General features: G+C 68.5%; 1 protein-coding gene. It reads left to right on the top strand.

The features are described from left to right. Positions 1 to 492 (top strand): hypothetical protein (locus MOV75_RS41680; RefSeq protein ID WP_247008715.1); only part of this gene is annotated, 492 nt, incomplete at both ends.

Genomic DNA, 492 nt, shown 5'->3' with positions numbered 1-492 from the left:
CTGGACACGCCGCTCGATGCGATCGCGACGGACGACGGCACATGGGAGCTTCGCGACGGCGCCAAGGTCATGGCGACCGGGCGCGCGGCAAGCATCGAGCTTGCGCGCGTGGAGAAAGCCGGTTTGCCGGAAGCCGGCGCGGCCGAATTGCTGGCGCTGTCTAGGCCGCACGAGCATCCGTTGCCGAATTGTTTCGTATGTGGTCCCGCGCGGGCGAAAGGCGACGGCCTGCGCATCTTCGCCGGGCCGCTCAGCCGTCACGCACATACCGCCGTTCTCGCAGCAAGCTGGACGCCGGATCCGAGCCTCGCCGCCGAGGATGGCCTGGTCGCACCCGAATTCATCTGGTCGGCGCTCGATTGCCCAACCGGCTTTGCCTGCAATTACGATCAGCAGAGCGGCAGCTTCGACAAGACCCCGCTCCTGCTCGGGCGGATGTCGGCCCGGATCGAAGCCCGCCCGCGCCCCGGCGAGCCCAGCATCATCACGGCC

It is taken from the genome of Bradyrhizobium sp. PRIMUS42 (assembly GCF_023006515.1).
Lineage (GTDB): Bacteria > Pseudomonadota > Alphaproteobacteria > Rhizobiales > Xanthobacteraceae > Bradyrhizobium.
Note: the sequence above shows the minus strand (reverse complement) of the source record. Positions and strands in the feature narration are given on the sequence as shown.